This window comes from Mycobacterium gordonae, assembly GCF_017086405.1.
In the GTDB taxonomy this organism is placed as follows: domain Bacteria; phylum Actinomycetota; class Actinomycetes; order Mycobacteriales; family Mycobacteriaceae; genus Mycobacterium; species Mycobacterium gordonae_D.
Window position 1 is genome coordinate 5,605,101 of the sequence record NZ_CP070973.1, and the last position, 16,269, is coordinate 5,621,369.

7 protein-coding genes and 1 pseudogene are annotated in these 16,269 nt (G+C 70.6%); 6 read left to right on the top strand and 2 right to left on the bottom strand.

What is annotated here, in order from left to right; all coding sequences use genetic code 11:
* Positions 1–733: 733 nt before the first annotated feature.
* The 5 genes and pseudogenes from JX552_RS23830 (at position 734) to JX552_RS23850 (ending at position 7,400) form a co-directional block, all read left to right on the top strand.
* Positions 734–2,857: a secretion protein EspK gene (locus JX552_RS23830; RefSeq protein WP_205874297.1), complete on the top strand. Its 2,124-nt coding sequence runs from the start codon at positions 734–736 to the stop codon at positions 2,855–2,857.
* 509 nt (positions 2,858–3,366) lie between these two features.
* On the top strand, positions 3,367–3,975 hold the full coding sequence (locus JX552_RS23835) for a helix-turn-helix domain-containing protein (protein WP_205874298.1): 609 nt from the start codon (positions 3,367–3,369) through the stop codon (positions 3,973–3,975).
* A complete protein-coding gene (locus JX552_RS23840; protein ID WP_241010695.1) occupies positions 3,944–5,176 on the top strand; it encodes an integrase core domain-containing protein in 1,233 nt (410 codons plus the stop codon). The genes JX552_RS23835 and JX552_RS23840 overlap by 32 nt, the downstream gene beginning before the upstream one ends.
* 702 nt (positions 5,177–5,878) lie before the next feature.
* Entirely contained in the window at positions 5,879–6,388 is a 510-nt protein-coding gene (locus tag JX552_RS23845; RefSeq protein ID WP_205878650.1) for an isoprenylcysteine carboxyl methyltransferase family protein, read from the top strand.
* Positions 6,385–7,400, top strand: a pseudogene (locus JX552_RS23850) (NAD(P)/FAD-dependent oxidoreductase). The gene JX552_RS23845 and the pseudogene JX552_RS23850 overlap by 4 nt, the downstream one beginning before the upstream one ends.
* 14 nt (positions 7,401–7,414) lie before the next feature.
* Here JX552_RS23850 and JX552_RS23855 read toward each other — a convergent pair.
* Complete coding sequence (locus JX552_RS23855) at positions 7,415–8,206, bottom strand: crotonase/enoyl-CoA hydratase family protein (RefSeq protein WP_205874300.1); 792 nt, start codon at positions 8,204–8,206, stop codon at positions 7,415–7,417.
* Positions 8,203–9,351, bottom strand: coding sequence for a thiolase family protein (locus JX552_RS23860; protein WP_205874301.1), 1,149 nt, complete (start codon positions 9,349–9,351; stop codon positions 8,203–8,205). The genes JX552_RS23855 and JX552_RS23860 overlap by 4 nt, the downstream gene beginning before the upstream one ends.
* A gap of 312 nt (positions 9,352–9,663) precedes the next feature.
* Between JX552_RS23860 and JX552_RS23865 the strand changes: the two genes are divergently transcribed.
* On the top strand, positions 9,664–16,164 hold the full coding sequence (locus tag JX552_RS23865; RefSeq protein WP_205874302.1) for a PE family protein: 6,501 nt from the start codon (positions 9,664–9,666) through the stop codon (positions 16,162–16,164).
* Positions 16,165–16,269: the final 105 nt, after the last annotated feature.

Here is a 16,269-nt window from a genome sequence, read left to right on the forward strand (position 1 = left end):
GTGGGCAGCCCGTGCCACGCTTGCGGCAATGGCCTCCCTCCCCGCGGAGGGTTCACTAATCAAGAGACACCCCACATCAACGCCAGATGACGCCAGCGTGACCGACAGCGCCGTCACGTTCGCCAAAGAGATGCCCCTCACTTGTCGAAGGCCGACTTGACCGCAGTCCGCAGGACGCGAATTGCGAAATCAGTTATCGCCGCGAAGCCCGCACCCGTGCGGCTGAAACCCCGCGAGAACCGTCACGAGAAAAGCTATGCGTGCCGCACACAGGCGTCTAGAAGAAGATTGCGAATAAATATTTGCGCCGCCCGCAAGTTTTCCTGCCACCAACGTGCAGCGCTGAACATTGAGACGTCGTCTCTGCCCGTCCTTGCGTTGGTGTTGCAGCCACTGAGCGCAGTGTTCCAGCCAGCGGACCTATCCACGCATTTGCGCCGGCGCCCGACGACGCCCGGGTCGCTCCCCTGGAAGGATGCATTCCCCCAACGGCGGCCTTTACCATCCGACGGACGCCCGAAGATGAGCTCTGGAAAGCGTGTGAGAACAGCCGACTAGTGCGCGCCGTCGACATAGATCACTTCCGCTACGCAACGTTCACGACGCTAGCCTCCGATTTGCCGCCCGTGAACGGACTTCACATCGATTACCTTCGACATCATGACACTGCTCGTCGCCAGCTGAGTGACTGAGGTGAACTACGCGGATTCCGGCGATAGAGGAGGAATGAACGGTGGGAATTTCAAGGCCGACAGGTAGCCATGTCGACCAGATGGTCGGTCAGTCCGGGTGGCCGGACGTCGACGAAGACACTTTCTATGACCGGAGGCGGGCCTTTATTGAGGTCCTGCGAGAGACCAGCGATGTCTTCGCGACCAGCCGGCGCCAGCAGGCTGAGATCTTCGACGGCGGTATCTGGTCAGGGGGTGCCGCTGACGCGGCCAATAGCGAACTCGACAGACACATACGGCTACTAACAACACTGCAAGACGATCTCGTCACCGCGATTACCTGGCACGAATATATCGCCGAGGCGATCGTACAGGCCAAATCGCACGTCAGCGACAATGTGGAGGCTGCTCACCGCGAGATCAACGCATTGGAAATCAACCGCACCATGGACCCGGCTCAGCGAACTTCCGCCATCAATGCTCTGGTAATCGCGACACGCAGTGCCAATGTCAGTGTAGTCGCCGACTTCGTCGAGCAGGTTCATGAAAGCCGCACCTGGATGCCTCCAAACAATGCATTAGCGGAACTGCTCGACCAGAAAACACCGCCGGCGAGCCCACTTCCAGTCAATTCTCATGTCTCATCGAACCCAGAAAAGCCACTCGTCGGGGAGGGGATTGAGCACCAGCCCGACCCCATTTCATGTGTCCCAACGATTGCTTCGTCCGTATCATCTGGATGGCGTCCGACGCCAACAGGGACGACCACACTGAACGTGACACCCAACCTGACCCCACAGACACCTACACCACCTGCGAAGCCAACTGAATCGTCGCCACCGATCTCCAGCAAACCCGGTTCTGCAGCGTCGAGTGCGCCGCGGGGTGAACCTGCCGTTCCGGTGACTCCGGTCGCAACGCAGCGGGCATCTTCAACGGGGCGGGCTGAGGGGCTGAGCGAGGCATCGTCGGCACAGCAGCCTGTTGGTCTTTTCCATGCGCCAGACTCGTCGATGCCGTTCGCGCCCATCGCCTCGACCGGCACGCCGCCCACCACTATGACGCCGGCCGGATCGAGTCCCGTCGCGAGCGGCGCGGTGGCAGGGTCCGGTGCCGGACCGCGGCCCTCGGGCCGGCTACCCAACCATGCCGCGACCACTCGCAGTCCCGGCGCCCCTGCCCAAAGCGAGTCCGCTGTGCGCCCGAAGGCGGCAGATCACACTCCGGGGCCGGATTCTGCTGCGGCACCGATCCCGGTTTCGGCGGCGCGCGCCGCACGCGACGCTGCTATCGCGGCCTGCACGGCCAATCCGCCGCGCGGCAAGAGCGGTGGAAATGATCCGTTGATCTTGGCGCGACGCATCGCGGCCGCCTTGCATGCGCCCGACCAGGATGAGGGAAACTACGGTTTCTACTGGCTTGCTGCGGTAACCAACGACGGTGCGATCTTGGTGGCTAACAGCTATGGACTGGCCTACATTCCCGAAGGATTGCAACTACCGGAGTGTGTGACCATGGCTAGCGCCGACGCGCGCATCCCCGTCGCCGAGCGGGCACGCTGGTCCACCCAGCCGCTGTTTGCGTTGCAATGCTGGGTCAGCCACCACAACACACACCTGCGTGCAGTCATCGGAGCAAAGGAGCGCTTCGTCGATTCCGACCCTGGCGTGGCCACGGTGGTGCTCGAACCGGAAGACATCCCACGCAAAGGCGCGATGCTCGGCCGTTCCCGGTTGGAGGTAGTCGACCCCGCGGCAGCAGTTCAGCTCGCAGGCACCACCGATGGGCGATTAATCGACCTGTTGCCGCCCGCCCCGGCATATCCCGCTCCTGCGCGTGAACCGCGTCCAATGCCCGAAGTGGTGGATGCTAAAGGAGCTGATGAGCTCAGGAAAGCCGGCGGTCTGCGCGACCTCTTCACTTTGTTGTGGCCGACGTCTGCAAACGCCGATCCGCCGGCCGACCGCGGTTCCAAATTATGGTTCGAGGTGATGAAACCCATGACCAGCAACGCCCCCGGCCACGAAAGGGCTCATTTTCGTGCATTCCACGCCTACGCTGCTTACGCGCGAGAAGTCGCCGTCAACGAGGCCTACGCCGCTACCAACCCCGCCGCCCAGCGCTCTGCCCTAGCCAACTTTCTCTACTGGAAACACCTTGATGTCGCCATGGGCGAAGCACTTTGATCCGAGCGGATTCGCTTGACATGGTGTCCAGGTACCCCAAGCACCTACGCTGCAGCAGACGCTGAGATCTCCCTTTAACCCGCTACTTTTCGAGCGGAGCCAATCTCAAGTAGCGAGTAGCGCAACGTCATCCCAGTCAGAGCGTCAGAAGACGGTCAGCTGCTGGGTCGCTGGCAGACTCGAGTCGGTGCGGGCAGCTTGTACAGCAGCCTCAAGTTGTGGGCGTATCTGCAGCGCCAGGGCATCCGCGGTCGCCGCCATCACCGCCGACCGCGGATACTGCGAGAAAGGCGTCGACGACGCCCAGCACGACCTAGGCGTACGCACGGTAGTGATACCTCGCAAAGGCAAACCTTCCCAGGTGCGACCAGCCAAAGAACACCGGTTAGCTTCAGGCAAACCGTCACGTAGCGCAACGGACGTGAAGGCCGCATCTAGCACCCTCAAACGTGGCTACGGTGACGTGTATGGGTTCAGGACATCGTTGACCGATCGTCACCAGGACATCGTTGACGGGCAATCCGTGGCTGGTGGAGGTCAATCCAGAGATTTACGAATCAGATTCCGATGTTGCGGCGCGCGTCACGATCGAGGTCCGCCTGCGCGCTGTCACTGAAGTCAGCGACGGTGCACCCGTTGGTGAGGTCGCTGAACGCTATGGCGTCACGCGCCAGACGGTCACTGCCTGGCGCAAACGCTACGAGGCCGGCGGCTTGAAGGCTTTGGCCGATCAGTCCCGTCGCCCGCATTCCAGCCCGGGCCGCATCGCCGCCGATGTTGAAGCGTTGATCTGCGAGATGCGCCGGCATCATCGGCGGTGGGGAGCGCGACGAATCGCTTATGAGCTGAAGCGTGAAATCGGCGGACAGGCTCCGTCGCGTTCGACTGTGCATCGGGTTCTGCTGCGCAACGGTCTTGTGAATACTCAAGAGCAGCAACATAAACGGGTCTACAAGCGGTGGGCGCGGGAGGCGCCGATGCACCTGTGGCAACTCGACATCGTCGGTGGGGTCTTCTTGGTCAACGGACGCGAACACAAAATCCGCCATCGACGACCATTCCCGATTCGTCGTCGCTGCCACCGTGTTGCCGCAGCCGTCCGGCCCTGCGGTATGTGAGGCGTTCCTCGCGGCGATCAACCGCTGGGGTGCACCCTTTGAGGTGCTGACCGATAACGGTAAGCAGTTCACCGGAAAATTCACCCGGCCACTGCCCGTCGAGGTGCTCTTCGAGCGGATCTGCCGCGAGAACGGCATCACGGCTCGTTTGACCAGACGTCGTTCGCCGACGACCACCGGCAAGGTCGAGCGCTTCCACCGCACACTGCGGCGCGAATTGCTCGACGAAGTCGGTGCGTTCGAATCCATTGAGGCGGCCCAGGCCGCGATCGACGAATGGGTACATGCCTACAACACGGTCCGCCCACACCAATCGCTGGACATGGCCACACCGGCCAGCCTGTTTCGAAACCGGGCTGGCGAATCCACACTCACGCCGTCAGACGAGACCCATTCCGCCGACCAGACCACCAATGCCGCACCGCTGTTGCAACCCACCGACATCCGCGCCTGCGGACCCATCGAGATGGACGTCCGCGTCCCCTCCTCGGGTGTCGTGGCCATCGCCGGCCTGCAGCAACTCTGGGTCGGCAAGAACTACGCCGGCCTGACGGTGACCTTATGGATTGACCTCGCCCGCATCCATGTCGTGCCTGGCGACGAGGTCATCAAAACTGTCCCATCCCGAGTCACCACCGCTGGCCTTAAGCACCTGTCGCTGCGCGGTGTCCGCGCCGGGCGAGCAGACCCGGTTGAGCCCGCCGCGACAGGCGTGTCCGCGGGTAACCGACCTGGACCCATCGAAATCGACCGCACAGCAAGCCGCGACGGCATCGTTGTGGTCGCTGGTCGCGACCTGGCCCTGGGTACGGGTATCGCCGGCACCAGAGTGACGTTGAGATTAGACGGTGGCCTCATCCACGCGACTGCAGGGAACATGTTGCTCAAGACACTGCCAAACCCATTCAGCAGCAATGAAGTCCAGCAGCTCAAGGGGGTCAGACCCGCAGCATCGCCGCTTCCGCCGCCCCCACCGTCCGGCCCCCAAAGCGTTCAGCGGCGAGTCCCCAAAGACGGCGTAATCATGATCGCCGACCAACGTCTGCGTGTCGGCAGAACGCATGTCGGAACGATCGTCACCGTCGTAGTCGATGACCACCACTTCCGCGTGCTGGACGGCACTACAGAGCTATCACTGCACGCACGGACGTCAACCAAACCCATCCGCAACTTCAACGCCCACCGCCCCCGCCAACGGTAACCATGTCCCGACGACAACAGGTCGCGTATGTCTTGGGACCTCACAGGTCAACGGCTGGGATCGGCCCCGCATCGACGGCATTGAAGGAACCCGATCTGGACCGGACACGGCGGGTTAACCCACAACCTCATCAAGATCAGCGCCCTCACCGAGTGATCGACAGCGCCCAAGCTACATTCATGCCCCACACTGGGTACGACCCAACGCAACCGCTCAGCGCACCGCCGCGGCTTCCTCATGTCGACGTAGGTAAGCTGAGCCACGGTCGGTTAGGGTTAGGTTGTTTAACTATGCAGCACGAAAATGACCGCGTGGCGAATCCCATAAGTTCGTGCCTTCGGCAGGAGCCCGGCAGTGATGGTCTAACCATTATTCTGTCGGCCAATCGGGCGAGCATGACCGAAGGCTTACCGCAGGAATTAATGCGCAACGTCCTTGCCCACCCTGGGTTGGCGCGTCAGGATGTGCCCAACCCGGAATGCAAACCCGGCTGGCCCTGGGTGATCGAGGCGGTCGAAAGCGGGTTAGGTGTTCCTGCCCGCGGCAATCGACGAAGCCCGAGAATCGTCGCTCAGCCATGGCAACATCTTGCCGGTGGTGCTGGATGCGCCTAATCCCACAACTTTTCTGCCCGCCACCAAGAAGTTCGATCGAACTGATCGCAATCGTGTCGGCGTTCTGCTCGGAGCTGGTGCCGCTGCAATGCTAGTTCCCTATTACCTGTTGATCCTGGCGGTCGTGTTGGAACGCCTGGCCGAGCTGGTGGTGTCGCGGCGCAACGCCAAGTGGTCGTTTGCCCAGGGCGGCAAGGAGTTCGGCCGGCCGCACTACGTCGTCATGGTCATCTTGCACACCGCTCTGCTGGTGGGCTGCCTGGTGGAACCATCGGCGTTGCACCGCCCCTTCATCCCGTGGCTGGGCTGGTCGATGGTCGTGGTGCTGGCGTTGAGCCAGGGCCTGCGCTGGTGGTGCATCACGTCGCTGGGCAAGAGGTGGAACACCCGGGTGATCGTGCTGCCGCACGCGCCGCTGGTGAAGAAGGGTCCCTACCGATTCATGCACCACCCGAATTATGTTGCGGTGGTGGCCGAAGGCGTCGCCCTGCCGATGGTGCACACCGCCTGGCTGACCGCGGTTGTCTTCACCCTGGCCAATGCCGCCTTGCTGTCGGTCCGGTTGCGGGTCGAGAACTCGGTGCTAGGTTACGCATGACCGATTACGACGCCGACCTGCTGGTCGTCGGGGGCGGCCCCGGCGGTTTAGCCGCCGCGTTGCATGCACGGCGCCAAGGACTTTCGGTCCTTGTAGCCGAACCCGGGAAGGTCCTATCGACAAGGCGTGCGGTGAGGGACTGATGCCCGGCGGCCTTAAAGAGCTGACATCACTCGGCGTCGATCCTGCCGGTATGCCGTTTCGCGGAATCGCCTATGCCAGTGAACATCGCCGTGCCGAGGCGTTGTTCCGCAGCGGCCCGGGCAGGGGGGTGCGACGGACCACGCTGCACGCGGCGCTGGAGGCGCGTGCGAAAGTGGTTGATACCGAATGGATCCGGACCAAGGTGAGCTTCGTCGAGCAGGATGCGCATGGTGTATCCGCAGCGGGCGTCCGAACCAGGTGGCTGGTCGGCGCCGACGGGTTGCATTCGACGGTGCGCCGCGCCGTCGGGATCGCCGCGACCCGCGGCACACCGCGCCGCCACGGCCTGCGGTGGCACTACCGGGTGCCCGTCTGGTCGGAATTCGTCGAAGTGCATTGGTCGCGGTGGGGTGAGGCGTACGTGACCCCGGTAGAGCCGGATCTGGTGGGCGTGGCGATCCTGTCCCGCCAACGCCCCGAACTCGACTGGTTTCCTTGGCTGGCAAAGCGTTTGGAAGGTGCCGAGCGCACGTCGCCGCGCGGGTGCGGCCCACTGCGGCAGGTGGTCTCGCGCCGGGTGGCCGGTCGGGTGCTGCTGGTCGGCGACGCTGCCGGCTACGAAGACGCGCTGACCGGTGAAGGCATCAGCCTCGCCGTCAAGCAGGCCGCCGCCGCGGTCGGCGCGCTCGCCGAAGAAACCCCGCAGGCCTACGAGCGCGCCTGGCACCGGGTGACCCGCGACTACCGGCTGCTCACCCGCGGTCTGGTGCTGGCCAGCACGCCGCATGCGGTGCGCCGCGCCATCGTCCCGGCCTGCACGGCATTGCCGCCCCTGTTCCAGTGGGGCGTCAACGTCCTGGCGTCCTGACCTTTCCCCGCGATCTAGCGCGCCTTCCAGACCGGGTCGCGCTTTTCGGCGAACGCCAGTGGACCTTCCCTGGCGTCCTCAGACCTGATCAGCGAACGCATCTCGCGCATGGTGCGGTCCCAGCCCACTTCCTCGGCGGTGATCACACCCTCGTCAACGCCGTAGGCGATGCGCTTGCTGGCCTGCACCGACAGCGGCGCATTTCCGGTCACCCGTGCGGCCAGCGTCAGAGCGGCATCCAGCACCGCCCCCTCCTTGACCACCTGGTTGATCAGGCCCCACTCGTAGGCGTCCGAGGCGGTCAGCGGTTCACCGGTCAGCAGCAACTCCATCGCGACCTTGTGCGGCAGCTGTTCCATGATCCTGAACACGCCCCCAGCGGCGGCGATCAACCCGCGCTTGACCTCCGGCAGCCCGAACTGGGCACGCTCGTCGGCCACCACCAGGTCACTGGCCAGTGCCAGCTCGGTGCCGCCACCCAGGGCGGTGCCGTTGACGGCGGCGATGGTGGGCTTGTCGATGAAGTGGTGCACGTAACCGGCGAATCCCCACTCCGGACGGTCCGGGTGGTAGATGTTCTCCCGCCGCGAGATTGCCTTCAGGTCGGCACCGGCGCAGAACGACTTGTCGCCCGCGCCGGTGATCACCACCGCCCGCACGTCGGGATCGTGCTGGGCATCCTCGAGGGCGTTGCCGACCCCGATACTGACCGCACCGTTGACCGCGTTGCGGGCCTCTGGACGGTTGATGGTGATGATCATGACGTTGCCGCGTCGCTCGACGAGAGCGCCGGGAACGTCCGTCACAGCAGCTCCAGGATCGTCGCGTTGGCCTGCCCGCCACCCTCGCACATGGTCTGCAGGCCGTAACGAATTCCCTTGTCCCGCATGTGGTACAGCAGCGTGGTCATGATTCGGGCACCGGAGCCGCCGAGCGGGTGGCCCAGCGCGATCGCCCCGCCGTTGGGGTTCAGCTTGCTCTCGTCGGCGCCGATGTCCTTGAGCCAGGCCAGCGGAACCGGCGCGAACGCCTCGTTGACCTCATAGGCGCCGATGTCGCCGATGGACAGCCCGGAGCGCTTGAGCACCTTCTGGGTAGCCGGAATCGGCGCGGTCAGCATGATCACCGGGTCGGCCCCGGCCAACGTCGCCGTGTGCACCTTGGCGATCGGCTTCATGCCCAGTTCCTTGGCCTTCTCGGCCGACATGAACAGCAGGGCGGCCGAGCCGTCGGAGATCTGCGAGGAGTTGCCCGCGTGGATCACGCCGTCCTCTTTGAACGCCGGCTTCAGCGAGGCCATCTTCTCCATCGGGGTGCCGCGGCGGATGCCCTCATCCTTCAGCACGACGTTGCCCTCGGAGTCCTTGATGGCGACGATCTGGTCGTCGAAAGCACCGGCATCCTGTGCGGCAGCGGCCTTTTCGTGCGAGTCCAGGGAGAACTGGTCCAGGTCGAGACGGGACAAGCCCCACTGCTCGGCGATCATCTCCGCGCCGATGCCCTGATTGGGGATCTTGCCCTCGTAGCGGCTCAGGAAGTTCTCCGGGTAGGGGCGCCCGCCGTTGGCCAAAGAAGCACCCATCGGGGTCCGCGACATCGACTCGACACCGCCGGCGACCACCACGTCGTAATGACCGGCCACCACGCCGGCCGCGGCGAAGTGCACGGACTGCTGGCTCGACCCGCACTGGCGGTCGACGGTCACGCCGGGCACCGTCTCGGGCCAGCCGGCGGTGAGCAGCGCGGTGCGGCCGATGTCGAGGGCCTGCTCGCCGGCCTGCATCACGCAGCCCCAGATGACGTCGTCGACGAGCTCGGGGTCGATGCCGGCTTTGGTCACCAGACCGTTGAGGACCTGGGCAGACAGCTCGGCCGGGTGCACCCCGGACAGTCCTCCGTTGCGCTTGCCGATGGGGGAACGAACTGCCTCGACGATGACTGCTTCAGCCATGAGAATGTCTCCTTTGACACGTGCGGTTACCTAGATTGTCAACCATCCGGTTGGGAGAGCACGGGGCGGGGTGGCATGGCCGCGTTGGTCACCATCAGAGTGACCCGACACTCACCATGCGAGCGCGACGAGGACCCTTGCGTCGAACGCATCGGTATGTTCGCAATCCTGTTATGGACCCCGGCGTGGACCGGTGCCAACGTTTGTCAGGACCGGACTTGAACAATCTAGGGACTCGCGAGCCATCTTTCGGAGATCGCCATGCGACCGAACGACCGCTGGCCGTCGTGCACCGCTAGACGGGAGGTCAGCATGCCATATCTAACGGTGATGCCGGAGCTAGTGGCCGCGTCGGCCGCAGATCTGAAACGAATTGGATCGACTCTTGCCGCGGCTCAACGGGCCGGGGCAACCCCGACGATGGATATCCTCGCCGCAGCTGAAGACGAGGTGTCAGTTGCGGTCGCGGCGTTGTTCAGCAGCCACGCCCAGGAGTTCCAGATGGTGAGCGAACAAGTTTCAGCCTTCCATGGCCAATTCGTGCAGGCGGTGAGTGGCGCAGGAATGGCTTACGAGGCTGCAGAAGCGATCAACTTTCCGCTTCTGATGCAGGACGAACTTCTGGCCTTGCTCAACGCACCCACTCAAGCGACGCTGGGACGTCCGTTGATCGGCGACGGCGCAAACGCTTCGGCGCCCGGGCAACCCGGCGGCGCCGGGGGCTTGCTTTACGGAAACGGCGGCCACGGTGCGCCCGGTGCCAGCCCCGGCACGGCCGGCGGCGCTGGAGGTGCTGCAGGACTCATCGGAAACGGAGGCGTCGGCGGTGCCGGCGGTCCGGGCGCGCCTGGTGGAGTTGGTGGCAATGGTGGCTGGCTTTGGGGCAATGGCGGGACCGGCGGCGGCGGCGGGGTCAATGGCGGGAGCGGCGGCGCCGGCGGCAACGGCAGCTGGTTCTTGGGCGGCGGTGGCGCCGGCGGTAGCGGCGGGGCTGCTCTGGCCCCCGGCGTCACAGCCGGTCGGGGCGGCGACGGGGGTCATGCTGGGCTGTTCGGCCTCGGCGGTACGGGTGGAACAGGCGGTGCAGGCGTCAACGGCGTGGCAGGCAACACCGGCGGAAACGGCTCCGACGGTGGTCTCGGTGGCAGCGGCGGAAACGGCGGGGCCGGCGGACTGATCTGGGGTGACGGCGGGACGGGAGGGCTCGGCGGGGCCGGGGGTGCCGGCGGTTCGGGCGGCAACGGTGTGACCGGAACGTGGACTTCGACTGATAACGGAGCGGGCGGCAACGGTGGAGCCGGCGGGAGCGGCGGGTTGGGCGGCGATGGCGGCGCCGGTGGCCCGAGCGGTGGCGAATACCTCGGCGGACTTGGCAGCCACCCCGGCGCTGGTGGAGCCGGCGGCAGAGGCGGCGCGGCCGGTGTGGGCGGTGATGGGGGCACCGGCGCCGCCGGCACCTTTGCCAACAACAGCACGGGTATCGGAGGAGTCGGCGGTAGTGGCGGTCATAGCGGTTTGCGCGGAGCAGGCGGCACCGGCGGCACCGGCTTGGCCATGGGAGTCGATGGGGCAGCCGGCGCTGTTGCGAGAGCCGGCAACGGTGGCGCGGGAGGGGCCGGCGCCGACGCCGTCACACCAGGCGGCTCCGGCGGCAATGGCGGAGCCGGCGGTGTAGGCGGAACCGGTGGCACTGACGGCATCGGGGGCACGGGCGGAACGGGCGGAGCGGGTGGCGCAGGGGCTGCTGCCGCGACTGGCGGTACCGGAAGCCCTAACGCCAATGGAGGCGCGGGTGGCGCCGGCGGGGCAGGAGGCGGTGGCGGAAGTGGTGGCGCGACCGGGATCGCCGGCGACGGCGGCACCGGGGGCATCGGGGGCACCGGGGGCACCGGCGGACGCGGCACCGACGCCACCGCCACCACGACCGCCACCACCGGCGGTACCGGCGGCACCGGCGGCACCGGCGGGGCAGCCGGACTCGGCGGCACCGGCGCCACCACCGGCAAAGCCGGAACCGCCGGCGACGGCGGCACCGGCGGCACCGGCGGCAGCGGCGGGCGCGGCGCCGACAACACCAGCACCGCCGCACCCGGGCAGCAGGGCGGCAGCGGCGGCAGCGGCGCCGCCGGAGGCACCGGCGGCAGCGGCGGCGCGGCCGGAGCCACCAACGGCGGCACCGCCGGCCAGCAAGGCGCCGGCGGCCAAGGCGGCACCGGGGGCACCGGGGGCACCGGGGGCACCGGCGGACGCGGCACCGACGCCACCGCCACCACGACCGCCACCACCGGCGGCACCGGCGGCACCGGCGGCACCGGCGGGGCAGCCGGACTCGGCGGCACCGGCGCCACCACCGGCAAAGCCGGAACCGCCGGCGACGGCGGCACCGGCGGCACCGGCGGCAGCGGCGGGCGCGGCGCCGACAACACCAGCACCGCCGCACCCGGGCAGCAGGGCGGCAGCGGCGGCAGCGGCGCCGCCGGAGGCACCGGCGGCAGCGGCGGCGCGGCCGGAGCCACCAACGGCGGCACCGCCGGCCAGCAAGGCGCCGGCGGCCAAGGCGGCACCGGGGGCACCGGGGGCACCGGGGGCACCGGCGGACGCGGCACCGACGCCACCGCCACCACGACCGCCACCACCGGCGGCACCGGCGGCACCGGCGGCACCGGCGGGGCAGCCGGACTCGGCGGCACCGGCGCCACCACCGGCAAAGCCGGAACCGCCGGCGACGGCGGCACCGGCGGCACCGGCGGCAGCGGCGGGCGCGGCGCCGACAACACCAGCACCGCCGCACCCGGGCAGCAGGGCGGCAGCGGCGGCAGCGGCGCCGCCGGAGGCACCGGCGGCAGCGGCGGCGCGGCCGGAGCCACCAACGGCGGCACCGCCGGCCAGCAAGGCGCCGGCGGCCAAGGCGGCACCGGGGGCACCGGGGGCACCGGGGGCACCGGCGGACGCGGCACCGACGCCACCGCCACCACGACCGCCACCACCGGCGGCACCGGCGGCACCGGCGGCACCGGCGGGGCAGCCGGACTCGGCGGCACCGGCGCCACCACCGGCAAAGCCGGAACCGCCGGCGACGGCGGCACCGGCGGCACCGGCGGCAGCGGCGGGCGCGGCGCCGACAACACCAGCACCGCCGCACCCGGGCAGCAGGGCGGCAGCGGCGGCAGCGGCGCCGCCGGAGGCACCGGCGGCAGCGGCGGCGCGGCCGGAGCCACCAACGGCGGCACCGCCGGCCAGCAAGGCGCCGGCGGCCAAGGCGGCACCGGGGGCACCGGGGGCACCGGGGGCACCGGCGGACGCGGCACCGACGCCACCGCCACCACGACCGCCACCACCGGCGGCACCGGCGGCACCGGCGGCACCGGCGGGGCAGCCGGACTCGGCGGCACCGGCGCCACCACCGGCAAAGCCGGAACCGCCGGCGACGGCGGCACCGGCGGCACCGGCGGCAGCGGCGGGCGCGGCGCCGACAACACCAGCACCGCCGCACCCGGGCAGCAGGGCGGCAGCGGCGGCAGCGGCGCCGCCGGAGGCACCGGCGGCAGCGGCGGCGCGGCCGGAGCCACCAACGGCGGCACCGCCGGCCAGCAAGGCGCCGGCGGCCAAGGCGGCACCGGGGGCACCGGGGGCACCGGGGGCACCGGCGGACGCGGCACCGACGCCACCGCCACCACGACCGCCACCACCGGCGGCACCGGCGGCACCGGCGGCACCGGCGGGGCAGCCGGACTCGGCGGCACCGGCGCCACCACCGGCAAAGCCGGAACCGCCGGCGACGGCGGCACCGGCGGCACCGGCGGCAGCGGCGGGCGCGGCGCCGACAACACCAGCACCGCCGCACCCGGGCAGCAGGGCGGCAGCGGCGGCAGCGGCGCCGCCGGAGGCACCGGCGGCAGCGGCGGCGCGGCCGGAGCCACCAACGGCGGCACCGCCGGCCAGCAAGGCGCCGGCGGCCAAGGCGGCACCGGGGGCACCGGGGGCACCGGCGGACGCGGCACCGACGCCACCGCCACCACGACCGCCACCACCGGCGGCACCGGCGGCACCGGCGGCACCGGCGGGGCAGCCGGACTCGGCGGCACCGGCGCCACCACCGGCAAAGCCGGAACCGCCGGCGACGGCGGCACCGGCGGCACCGGCGGCAGCGGCGGGCGCGGCGCCGACAACACCAGCACCGCCGCACCCGGGCAGCAGGGCGGCAGCGGCGGCAGCGGCGCCGCCGGAGGCACCGGCGGCAGCGGCGGCGCGGCCGGAGCCACCAACGGCGGCACCGCCGGCCAGCAAGGCGCCGGCGGCCAAGGCGGCACCGGGGGCACCGGGGGCACCGGGGGCACCGGCGGACGCGGCACCGACGCCACCGCCACCACGACCGCCACCACCGGCGGCACCGGCGGCACCGGCGGCACCGGCGGGGCAGCCGGACTCGGCGGCACCGGCGCCACCACCGGCAAAGCCGGAACCGCCGGCGACGGCGGCACCGGCGGCACCGGCGGCAGCGGCGGGCGCGGCGCCGACAACACCAGCACCGCCGCACCCGGGCAGCAGGGCGGCAGCGGCGGCAGCGGCGCCGCCGGAGGCACCGGCGGCAGCGGCGGCGCGGCCGGAGCCACCAACGGCGGCACCGCCGGCCAGCAAGGCGCCGGCGGCCAAGGCGGCACCGGGGGCACCGGGGGCACCGGCGGACGCGGCACCGACGCCACCGCCACCACGACCGCCACCACCGGCGGCACCGGCGGCACCGGCGGCACCGGCGGGGCAGCCGGACTCGGCGGCACCGGCGCCACCACCGGCAAAGCCGGAACCGCCGGCGACGGCGGCACCGGCGGCACCGGCGGCAGCGGCGGGCGCGGCGCCGACAACACCAGCACCGCCGCACCCGGGCAGCAGGGCGGCAGCGGCGGCAGCGGCGCCGCCGGAGGCACCGGCGGCAGCGGCGGCGCGGCCGGAGCCACCAACGGCGGCACCGCCGGCCAGCAAGGCGCCGGCGGCCAAGGCGGCACCGGGGGCACCGGGGGCACCGGGGGCACCGGCGGACGCGGCACCGACGCCACCGCCACCACGACCGCCACCACCGGCGGCACCGGCGGCACCGGCGGCACCGGCGGGGCAGCCGGACTCGGCGGCACCGGCGCCACCACCGGCAAAGCCGGAACCGCCGGCGACGGCGGCACCGGCGGCACCGGCGGCAGCGGCGGGCGCGGCGCCGACAACACCAGCACCGCCGCACCCGGGCAGCAGGGCGGCAGCGGCGGCAGCGGCGCCGCCGGAGGCACCGGCGGCAGCGGCGGCGCGGCCGGAGCCACCAACGGCGGCACCGCCGGCCAGCAAGGCGCCGGCGGCCAAGGCGGCACCGGGGGCACCGGGGGCACCGGGGGCACCGGCGGACGCGGCACCGACGCCACCGCCACCACGACCGCCACCACCGGCGGCACCGGCGGCACCGGCGGCACCGGCGGGGCAGCCGGACTCGGCGGCACCGGCGCCACCACCGGCAAAGCCGGAACCGCCGGCGACGGCGGCACCGGCGGCACCGGCGGCAGCGGCGGGCGCGGCGCCGACAACACCAGCACCGCCGCACCCGGGCAGCAGGGCGGCAGCGGCGGCAGCGGCGCCGCCGGAGGCACCGGCGGCAGCGGCGGCGCGGCCGGAGCCACCAACGGCGGCACCGCCGGCCAGCAAGGCGCCGGCGGCCAAGGCGGCACCGGGGGCACCGGGGGCACCGGGGGCACCGGCGGACGCGGCACCGACGCCACCGCCACCACGACCGCCACCACCGGCGGCACCGGCGGCACCGGCGGCACCGGCGGGGCAGCCGGACTCGGCGGCACCGGCGCCACCACCGGCAAAGCCGGAACCGCCGGCGACGGCGGCACCGGCGGCACCGGCGGCAGCGGCGGGCGCGGCGCCGACAACACCAGCACCGCCGCACCCGGGCAGCAGGGCGGCAGCGGCGGCAGCGGCGCCGCCGGAGGCACCGGCGGCAGCGGCGGCGCGGCCGGAGCCACCAACGGCGGCACCGCCGGCCAGCAAGGCGCCGGCGGCCAAGGCGGCACCGGGGGCACCGGGGGCACCGGGGGCACCGGCGGACGCGGCACCGACGCCACCGCCACCACGACCGCCACCACCGGCGGCACCGGCGGCACCGGCGGCACCGGCGGGGCAGCCGGACTCGGCGGCACCGGCGCCACCACCGGCAAAGCCGGAACCGCCGGCGACGGCGGCACCGGCGGGCTGGGTGGACAAGGGGGCAGTGGGGCGGCGGATGCTCTCGCCTTCTTCGCGGCTGGCGGGAATGGAGGCAAGGGCGGTACGGGAGGTTCTGGTGCTAACGGCGGTGCTGGCGGAGCCGCAGGAGACGGCGGCGACGGAGGTATCGGGTTCAGTGTTGGTGGTGGCAGCGGTGGCACCGGCGGTGTGGGCGGCACGGGCGGTTACGGTGTACTCAGCGGAGGGGTTGGCGGCGCGGGAGGTTCCGGTGGCGCGGGTGGACCGGCCTTCGACCGCGGTACGGGCGGTGATGGCGGGACTGGTGGTCGCGGCGGGGTCGGCGGGGACGGTGGGGGCATCGGCGGCTTCGGAGGAACTGGCGGCCATGGGGGACAAGGTGGCGCCCAACTGGAAGGTGGTTTTGGCGGCAGCGGCGGCAACGGCGGTAGCGGCGGCAACGCCGGCGCCAGCAACGGGACGCCGGGCGGACCACCCGGGGCCGGCCAGCTCGGCCAGTACTTTTTGCTGGCGGATGCGGGGTTTAGCTCTGGAGGGAAGGGTGGGGCCGGCGGCACCGGCGCCGCGCCAAGTGCGGCGTTGTGACGCTGCCAGGATTGCCGGCCGCTCGTGGACTCTGCGCGCTGTCAGTGGTTCGTGTGTCAACACGGTCGATGAAGGGGTGGCTCATCCACGTCGATATGAGCAGAA

What these genes read in the sequence shown, in the direction of transcription:
- JX552_RS23845 (WP_205878650.1), top strand. Translation starts at nt 5,879, where the DNA reads ATGCTAGTTCCCTATTACCTGTTGATCCTGGCGGTCGTGTTGGAACGC.
- JX552_RS23865 (WP_205874302.1), top strand. Translation starts at nt 9,664, where the DNA reads ATGCCATATCTAACGGTGATGCCGGAGCTAGTGGCCGCGTCGGCCGCA.
- JX552_RS23860 (WP_205874301.1), bottom strand. Translation starts at nt 9,351, where the DNA reads ATGGCTGAAGCAGTCATCGTCGAGGCAGTTCGTTCCCCCATCGGCAAG.